We start from the raw sequence: 9,137 nt of genomic DNA, 5'->3' as shown, positions 1-9,137 counted from the left end.
AAGAAAATATCCAGTCCCATGAGCGCTAATTCGAAAAGAAGGGCATATTTTCCCCCTCCCCATCCCACAGAGGCATTGCATTTCCATGTTTATTTTTGGAAGCGGTCATTCCAGCGCAGCAACTTTTGTCGCGATCCGTAGCCAAGTGTAGCGGTTCGGGAAATCTCTCGCCAACTTGAGAATCACCTGCCGACTATGCTGGATGATGGTCGCGGCACAGAGGAAAAACTCCTGACGAAACCGGGCAATCGTATACCCGTGATGAACCGGTTCACAGCAGTCGCGTTTAAACCGTTCGTAGAGGTTGTATGCTAACAGCTTGATTAGCAAGTCGATTTCATTCGCGGTGAAGCGGCTTGTCGAAATGCGGTTGATGGAAAAGCCACGCTTGGCTTCCTTGATGTGGTTTTCCATGCAGCAACGCTGGTTGTAGAAATGCCACAGGTCAATCGGCTCCCACTCAAGGCTTGTGACGATCGCTTCATACTGCCAATCTGTATCAAGAAGAAGCCGAGATTGATCCCCATCGTACACCTGTGCTTTGCGGATGACGGCAACACGGCGTGCTTTCTTCCAGGAGGTGGCTTTGTAGACCAGTACAATGCCCTCGATGATCCACTCCTCATCGACAAATCGCTTCCAAACGGAGCAGCGTTGCACTTCCGCTTGAAGTCGCTGGGTCCATTTCAATTTTCCTACATACCCGATTCCTTTGGATTCCCATAAGCCGTAAAAGTCCTCACCGCCAAATCCTTTGTCAAATCGGGCATACTTCACCGGACGATCACCAAGCAATTCGAACGTCTGGCGGAGGAAGTCAGCGGCATTCGTGGATGAATGCGTATTTCCAGCACGAAGAACAGCGTTTAAACACAAACGAGATTGGCCTTCATAAGCCAACAGCGGATGGTAGCTTTTACGTCCCGGTTTGTGGGGATTCGTGCCAACGGCCGCGCCTTTTTGGTGACCAAAAACGGTTTCCACGGTGGAATCCAGATCCATGATGAGTTCATCGGGCAAACCAGGCGCGATGACCTGCTGATTCAACTTTCTCAAGTCGAGTGTGAAAGTTGGTTGCTTACCAAACCGATTCAATTCTTTATACAGCAAGGTGTGGTGTGGACAGCGTCCACCGAGGAAACGTTGCACAAGTGCATCCTGTTGCAACGCTCGAAAATGAAAAAGGCGTTCACAACCGAGTGTCCAGCCGATTATGAGGTAGAGCAGGATGCGAAAAACAGGGAACAGGGAGTGCCTGTGTTTGATGTTGCTCAAGTTCTGCAATGCTTTGTCCAGTTCGATTTTTTCGAGATACTCCAGGAATACTTTGCTTCCACCAACGCTGGAAGCGTGACGCAAGGAAAATTCAGTCTTGATTTTGCTGACGGGTGTGGTAGACTTCACCTAAAAGGTGCTCCTCTCTTTGGGTGATGTTGTTTTCGCAAACACTATTCTACCAAAGATTTGGGCCCTTTTTTCATTTTTCAGGCACAGTTACTTTCGAAATTCAGGGTCACATCAATTGCTTGAGGAGAATTTGCAAACCGAGCGATTTGCGTATCCCTTGACCTGGCGCAAAACACTCGCTTATCTGTTAGCCGGAAGTATCCAGCTACCTTCAGCATACCGATTATTGCGGTGAATTGGTTTTTTTATAGCAATTCGTTATTGTTTACCCAGCTTGCCTTTGTCCTGTTTCTTCTGTTTATCGGCCTGATGCTGCCTTACAGGCGGAAGCTGTCGGGCCAGCCTTTGCGGCGGGATGAATATCCCGGTTTGTATCGTCTTGCGGACGACATTGCCGCAGCCGTTCAAGCGCAGCCAATCGACGAGATTCGAATGACGAATTCATACAATGCGTATTTCACCAAGTTCGGCTGGCGCAGAACCAAGATCATCGGGATTGGAGTGCCCTTATTTTCCGCATTGAGTCTGTCGGAGAAGATTGCGATACTCGCTCATGAGACCGCCCATCATGCGCATAAGGATGTGACTCGGACATGGTTTATCGGCTCAGCGAGGCATATTATGGCTTCCTGGTACGAGTTCGTGCTTCCATCCTGCGAAGAGGGCGAGCAGTTCGGGCCGATCTCCACGCCGATTCGTTATGCCCGGCTGCAGGTGGCTAATCTGATTTTCGTCCTCTATTATTGTCTCGGCATTACGGTCTGGGATGAGAGTCAGCGCGCCGAGTATTTGGCGGACCGAGTGGCAGGCGAGATCGCGGGAACCGATGCCGCATGCTCGGCCTTGAGCAAATGCCACTTCGCTCCCGTATTCTGGCTGACGGCAGAGCGAATCGCCCGCTACCGCTTCGCTTCGGACTTGTTCGGGGAATTCAGGCAGAAGATGGAGACCGTCCCCGCAAGCGAACAGAAACGAATCCAACGAATTTGCGATTCCACCGCGGTTCAATTGGACTCCACCCACCCGCCGACACCGTACAGAATACGCAGTCTGCAGCATCATCGGGTACTGACGCCGCAATATATGCCCGACAGCAAGCTGCAAAGTCAGCTCGAGGAAGAGTTCGCTCGCCTGGAGAAGGTAAGCCAGCGCTATCTGCTGGATGATATTCGGGCGGCATTATGAAGCGCACGATGTTTTATTCACAAAGCCGCGGAAGATGGATGAGGGGCAGTGAAATCCTGCGTCAATGCAGCAATTTACGTTAATTAGGCTGGTATTAGATGAAATTCCTGCAAAAGTACATTATTTCCAGCGACTTTTGTCTTTTTATCTATATGGAAATTGGAAATTGATGCAGTATGGCAGGATCCCTGTAACGGAGTATACGCCATAAAGGAAAGCTGCAATTTTGCAGTTTTTTCGCGTGTCGAGCTTGGAGAATCAGAGGGGGACTGTCTCACCTGCAGGTATTTACTACTATTGGGACACCTCCTTTCTATTTAGCCGCTAACATCTTGCTTGCGACTCATTCAAACGGATGCAAAAATAAATTTCAGCCCTTTCGCTTTCCGTCAGGAAGGCGAAAGGGCTGGGTTCATCGTCCCGTGACCGCTTCTTGGCTTGGCAGCAGCACGTTCGCGATATGCTCCGCAATCAGCTCATAATGCTTGTGGATGAAGAAATGATCTCCCTCATACTTCATGAAGTTGCAGCGCCCTGCCGTCACTTCCTTCCATGCTTGCATATGTTCCGCGGGAATGATGTCCCCGGTGCCTTCCAACACCGTAATATCGCTACGGAGCGCGCCCCTGGACGCGCGCCGCTTATATGTTTCGACAATCTGCATGTCTGCTCTAAGCAGCGGAAGAACCATCTCCATGAGTTCCTTGTTGTCCAGCACTTCCGCGGACATTCCTCCCAGCTTGATGATTTCCTGCAAAAACGCTGCTTCCGGGAGGCGATGTAGTTTTTGTCCATCCCCCTGAATATGGGGAGCTTTTCTTGCGGCCGCAAACAAATGAACAGGCTCCTTTCCGTGCTTTTCCTGTAAATAGCAGGCTAATTCATAGGCGATAAGACTTCCCATGCTATATCCAAAGAAAGCAATCGGCTCGTCAAGCACATGGACGGGTATCGATAAATATGCGTCTTCCACCGCCTGCTCCATCGTTTGGTAGTAAGGCTCGTTCATTCTTTTGCCTCTCCCTGATAACTCAATCGGGTGGATCTGAATAGATGCAGGAAGCAGGCTGCGCCAACGGCAGTACATCATGGCCGAACCGCCGGCATAAGGAAAACAGAAAAGGTGAATCCGGTTCATAAACTCCCCCTCTTACTCTAATGCTTGACCTGGAAGATCCCGATTCGCTGCTACGGCGCCATCCTTATTGCTTGCGAACTGTACTCGCAGCCCAGGCAATATGCTGACAAGCAGAACAAGCACGGAAATAACATAAACCGCGAACAGCGAAGCCGTGTTCATCAACACGCCGGACGAAGCAGAACCCAGCAGCATCGCTCCCATGAACAGAGGAGTGATCGTTCCGTTAACTCGCCCGATCATCATTTCATCGATTCTGGCCACTAAATACGTGGAGATGACGACATTGACAAAAGCCAGGCTGACCGAGCTGAGGAAGCTGGCGACCAGAGTAAGCCAAAACCAGCCGGAGAGCACTTCCCCTAGCGTGGCTGCCGCCAGAAAACCTGTCCCGAAAAGGAGGGTCGCGCTCTGATTCAATCTGCCGCTGACGGCCGCGGCAATTCCTCCTCCAGCCAGCAGTCCGAGTCCGGAGGCGCCCGACAGGAACTGAACCGAGGTTTGCTCAAGTCCGAGCCGTTCCGTAATCAGAAAAATTTCAAGCGGATTGATAAGTCCGGAGGACAGGCCGAGACACATAAACACAAGTGTCAACATTCGCAGTGAACGGGATTGCAAGACGTAGCCCCAGCCTTCCTTGATGTCGGCAAGCAGCGAACTGTCCGTGTCCCGGCTTGCCGCGTCTTTGGGCAGAAAGGTAAGGATGAAGGCAGAGGCGAGAAATAAACCGAGAAGGACATACATGGAAGCCATAATCCCAAGAACCGTATAGATGAATGTGCCTGCTATCGGGCCGAGAATCAGGAACAGGGACTGGGAGCTCTGGGTGATCGCGATCGCGGATTGGACGCGCTTCTCTTCGACATTCCGCTTGATGATTTTCACGGACGAAGGCTGCGAGAATTGGCTTACAATCGAAGAAACAAAAGTGGCGGCATATAATACCACCCAATAACCTGAAGCCAACACGGCAATGATGGCGACGATAGACAACGCACTCAAAATATCGCCGGTAATCATCGTGCGCTTGGGATTCCAGCGATCGGCCAGCGCGCCTCCGATAATCGAAAACACAAATATCGGAACATACTCCAGCACGGTAATCAATGATACGGCCACAGGGTCCCCTTGCGTTTGTTCCATGATGAAATAAAGAATCGCCATGTTGCGCACCCATATCGCCAGGTTTTGAAGCAGATCAGAGCCTGTAATAATAAGGAAGGCTTTGTTCTTGAATAGCTGGTTCATAGGACACCCCTTTTTAAACCGACCGTTCGGTCTATTCAAATTCAAAAGAAAAACTGATAGCGGCATCAGTCTTTCATTGTCTTGCGTGGTTCAACTCGTTGGATCCCCTTCAGGATACTGTCTACCCCTTTCCTGTACAGCCGGCGAATCTCCGTCAGATCCTTCTCGTAATACAGCGTGCTTAAGCCATTAAATAGACCGCTGATGACGTACATCAAATCCTGGGTCTCATCGGGCTTCAATTCTCCGCGCTCAATACCCTGCAATATGATCTTCTCATACGTTATATAGGGAATCCGTATAAGGGACAGCATCTCATCCAGCATCTCCTGACTCACGACCTGTCCCGAGACAAACTCATGAATCGCATGATTGAGCGGATTCGCCAAATCGTCGACATAATGATCAGCAAGGCCGTACAGCTTCTCGACGGCGGTCTCGTATTGAGACTCTTTGGCCAGCCAGGAGTCCATCCACTCTTCGTTATTCAGCTTAATCAAAAACATGAACAGCTCTTCCTTGCTCTTGAAATGATAGTAAATGCTGCCCTTGCTTCGATTGTTGACGGCACAAATCTCTTCCATCGATGTAGCGCTGTACCCTTTCTGGGCAAATAATTCCTTCGTGTTCCGCGCAATGTCTTTCTTGATCTGGGCTACATCTTTCCTGCGTTTAACCTCGATTCAAGCTCCCCCCAATAATAAACTGACCGGTCAGTCCAATCGTAGCACACCCATAAATTACCGTCAATCCCGCAAGATGCCCTCCTGCATCTCATCTGCGGACTCACCTGATTGCAAGAGGGCGTCGAGTGCGGAATAGCTGTATATGCAAAGCGAATTCGGCGTACTACTTCTCTTCCGTTTCTTCCTTAAAGGCCTCGCTAATCGTGTTAGCAATGGTATCCGGAAGCTTCTCCACTTCGCGGACGAATTCATTTACTTCCTCTGGCACTTCCTCACTTTTAACGACACCGAATTTGAAAAATTTGTTTTTCATTTTTCTCCTCCTTTATTGGCGTTAAGGTCAGTGTAACACAGAATCCCTACAAATGTTAATATAAGCCAATTCCTTCACCGGCGCAGTTGGAGCGGCCGCGATTTGTTCTACTAACCGGGCGTAATGGGCCGCCAGTTGTTCGATGGCGGTGCGCTCGAAGAGCCCGGTTCTATAGTCGAATTGAACAGCAAATGAGCGGTCCAGCTCCTGAGCGCTTACATAGATATCGTATTCGCAGAAGTCCCACTCATACGGATACGGAGAAACTTGCAGCTCCGCGGCGGCAGCCTCCACAGGGCGAACCGTAAAATTATTCAGGTTGAACATGGTGGAAAATAACGGATTCTTGCCTGGCTCCAATGGAATCTCCGCGTCTTCCAGCATCTTCTCGAACGGGTAATGCTGATGCTCGAAAGCCTCGTTCAAGCGCTTCTGAATCGTCTGGAGCAGGTCCTGGCAGGATTGTCCGGGCACGATTCGGTTCCGCAGAGGAAGGGAATTGATGAACAATCCTACCGTTCCCTGCAATTCGGGACGCTCGCGGTTGAACGCATAGGTTCCTACGACCAGATCGGTTTCCCGCGTCAACTGATGCAGCAAGATCAAATAGGCGGAATACAAAATGGTGAAATTCGTAGCGCTTGCGCTTAACTGATGCTTCAGGACATGAATCGGCTCTTTTGGCACCTCGACGCGGACAACATCGCCATGGTGGCCGGAATCCCGTCCGTTCTGCCGCTCAAGGTCCGCAGCAAGCCGGAATGGGCGATAGCCTGCGAGATGATTCGTCCAGAAGCGGGCAGATGACGAAAACGCCCCCTGCTCCAGCTTATTTTTCTGCCATACCGCATAGTCCTTGTAATGCAGCGAGACAGGCGGCAATGTCGAGCCGCCATAGAGCTTGAACAGCTCATGAAGCATAATGCCAAGCGAGGTTCCATCCGTAATCGCATGATGCATATCCAGCAGGAGCACATGCGCTTCCTGATCCAGCTTGAGAATCTTTGCCCTCAGCCACAAAGAGGATGCTGCAAACGGCCGGATAAACGAGTTCATCAGCTGCAAACGCTCTTCCTCTGATGCCGGTGCTGCCATGTCAAGTTGAAAGCGGGCTTCCGGATGAATTCGCTGCACGATCTGATCACCGAGCATCTCCAGTGTCGTTCGAAGCGCTTCATGACGCGCAATCAGGAGTTGCAAGCTGCGCTCCAGGCATCCGATGTCAAGCGGGCCCTCGAGCAGAAAGGCCATCGGCATATTCCAGCTCGTATTCCCTAGGCTGCTCAGATAACCGTAAGCCTGATAGGGAGTAGCCGGATAGACTTCCTGTTCAGGCGCAGGCTCGACAGGTTCATACTTGCCGGAGCGCACAGCTTCCCCTTCCGCCATGAGCCGGTTCGCCAATAATCGAACGGTAGGATACTGAAATAAGGACTGCAATTCGATGCGGACATTCAGTTCCTGCCGGATACGCGCCGTCAGTATCATGGCTTTGAGAGAATGGCCTCCCCGTTCGAAGAAATGATCGTCAACTCCGAGGTGATCGATCCCGAGTACGTCAGACCACATCAGAAGCAGCTTCTGTTCTAGCATATTATGCGGCGCCGCGTATTCAGACTGTGCGGACCGGATCGGTCGAGGCAATGAACGCCGATCCACCTTGCCGTTGGAAGTCAGCGGCAGCGCGCTCACGGGTTCAATAACGGAAGGCACCATATAATCCGGAAGCAGCCGCTGCAGACGCTCGCGAATAAGGGCCGCCAGCCCTTCCTGTTCCGCAACCGCGGGAACGACATAGGCCGCAAGGAAGGAATGCCCCTGCTCGTCCTGGCCCGGAACGACGGCAGCCTCCTGCACCTCCGCCAGCGAGCGGAGCCGGCCCTCCACTTCCGAGATCTCGATGCGGTTCCCCCGTATTTTGACCTGTCTGTCCAGACGGCCCAGAAATTCCAGATTCCCATCCGGCAGCCAGCGCACGAGATCCCCGGTCCGGTACGCCCTCTCCCCCGGCACGATCGGACTCGGAACGAATTTCTCGGCGGTCAGATCCGGCCGCTTCACATATTCCCGGGCCAATCCGTCTCCCCCGATGTACAGCTCTCCCGGCACCCCGACCGGCTGCCGCTGCCCCCAGCGGTTCAGGACGTAGACCCGCGTGTTGTGCACGGGCCTGCCGATCGGCACGCTGCTTCGCTCCCGCATGCTCTCATCCACCGTGTACGTCGTGGCGAACACGGTCGTCTCCGTCGGCCCGTAGCCGTTGGCTATCCGGTTCGGCCCCAGATATTCCAGCGCCTTCACGACATGCTTCTTCGAGCCCGCCTCTCCGCCGAAGAAGAGCTTCCGCACATGCTTCAGGCAGGTTACATCCCAATCCACGACGGTATTGAACAGAGCCGCCGTCATGAAGGCCGTAGTAATGCGCTGCTCCTCGAATGTCCTCGCCAGCTCCTCGGCGTCCAGCACGCTATGCTTCGGAAGGAGAACCAGCGTCGCCCCGTTCAGCAGCGCTCCGAAAATCTCATACGTCGAGCCGTCAAAGGCATAATTGGACAACTGCAGCACCCGATCCTCGGGCAGCATATCCATAAATCCGTTGCGGATGCTGGTTTTGATCACGTTCCGGTGCGTAATCATCACGCCTTTGGGCGTGCCGGTCGAACCGGATGTGTACATGATATAAGCCGCGGATTCCGCCGGAATGGTCAGGTCCTCCACCGACGCCCGCGTCCCGGCTTCCGCCCGCTGCCCCTCGTCCAGCGGCAGCGTGATGCCCGTGAAGCCGGGCACGGCCATGCCGTCCTGCGCGAGCAGGATCCGGGCGCCGCTATCCTCCAGCATATGCGCAAGCCGCTCGGGCGGAAAGCCCGGATCCAGCGGCACATACGCCGCGCCCGCGGTCAGAATCCCGAGGATGGACTCGATCATCCCGATCGAACGATCCGCTATCAGTCCGACCGCTTCTCCCGTGCCGACTCCCCGCTGTCTGAGCGCCTCGGCCAGACATTGCGCCCGCTCGCGCAGCTGTCCATAGGCGACCTGTTCGCTGCCCCATACGAGCGCCGGATGATTCGGACGAAGCCGCGCCTGCTCCGCGAACAGCTCCGGAATGCTCGCATCGCGCGGATAATCCGCCGATCCGCCCTCCAGCCGGAGCAGC

General features: G+C 53.0%; 7 protein-coding genes. 1 reads left to right on the top strand and 6 read right to left on the bottom strand.

Annotation, left to right across the window (positions count from 1 at the left end):
- Nucleotides 1-105 precede the first annotated feature (105 nt).
- Nucleotides 106-1,404: an IS1380 family transposase gene (locus tag ABD76_RS02390; RefSeq protein ID WP_197253375.1), complete on the bottom strand. Its 1,299-nt coding sequence runs from the start codon at nt 1,402-1,404 to the stop codon at nt 106-108.
- A gap of 234 nt (nt 1,405-1,638) precedes the next feature.
- Between ABD76_RS02390 and ABD76_RS02385 the strand changes: the two genes are divergently transcribed.
- The gene (locus ABD76_RS02385) at nt 1,639-2,592 is read left to right on the top strand and encodes a M48 family metalloprotease (RefSeq protein ID WP_197253983.1); all 954 of its coding nucleotides are present in this window, start codon (nt 1,639-1,641) and stop codon (nt 2,590-2,592) included.
- Nucleotides 2,593-3,004: 412 nt separating this feature from the next.
- Here ABD76_RS02385 and ABD76_RS02380 read toward each other — a convergent pair whose 3' ends face one another.
- From ABD76_RS02380 to ABD76_RS02360, 5 genes are all read right to left on the bottom strand, one after another.
- The gene (locus ABD76_RS02380) at nt 3,005-3,730 is read right to left on the bottom strand and encodes a thioesterase II family protein (RefSeq protein WP_197253981.1); all 726 of its coding nucleotides are present in this window, start codon (nt 3,728-3,730) and stop codon (nt 3,005-3,007) included.
- Nucleotides 3,731-3,742: 12 nt separating this feature from the next.
- Nucleotides 3,743-4,978: an MFS transporter gene (locus tag ABD76_RS02375; protein WP_197253979.1), complete on the bottom strand. Its 1,236-nt coding sequence runs from the start codon at nt 4,976-4,978 to the stop codon at nt 3,743-3,745.
- A gap of 65 nt (nt 4,979-5,043) precedes the next feature.
- Nucleotides 5,044-5,661: a TetR/AcrR family transcriptional regulator gene (locus ABD76_RS02370; RefSeq protein WP_338125007.1), complete on the bottom strand. Its 618-nt coding sequence runs from the start codon at nt 5,659-5,661 to the stop codon at nt 5,044-5,046.
- Between the two features lie 166 nt (nt 5,662-5,827).
- Nucleotides 5,828-5,977, bottom strand: a complete 150-nt coding sequence (locus ABD76_RS02365; RefSeq protein ID WP_197253975.1) for a hypothetical protein — start codon at nt 5,975-5,977, stop codon at nt 5,828-5,830.
- A 27-nt stretch (nt 5,978-6,004) separates the two neighbouring features.
- A partial coding sequence (locus tag ABD76_RS02360; RefSeq protein ID WP_197253973.1) for a non-ribosomal peptide synthetase occupies nt 6,005-9,137 on the bottom strand: 3,133 nt, incomplete at its 5' end.

The organism is Paenibacillus dendritiformis (genome assembly GCF_015845845.1).
Classification (GTDB): Bacteria; Bacillota; Bacilli; order Paenibacillales; family Paenibacillaceae; genus Paenibacillus_B; species Paenibacillus_B dendritiformis_C.
The sequence above is the reverse complement of the archived record's forward strand: the minus strand, read 5'-3'. Positions and strand labels throughout refer to the sequence as shown.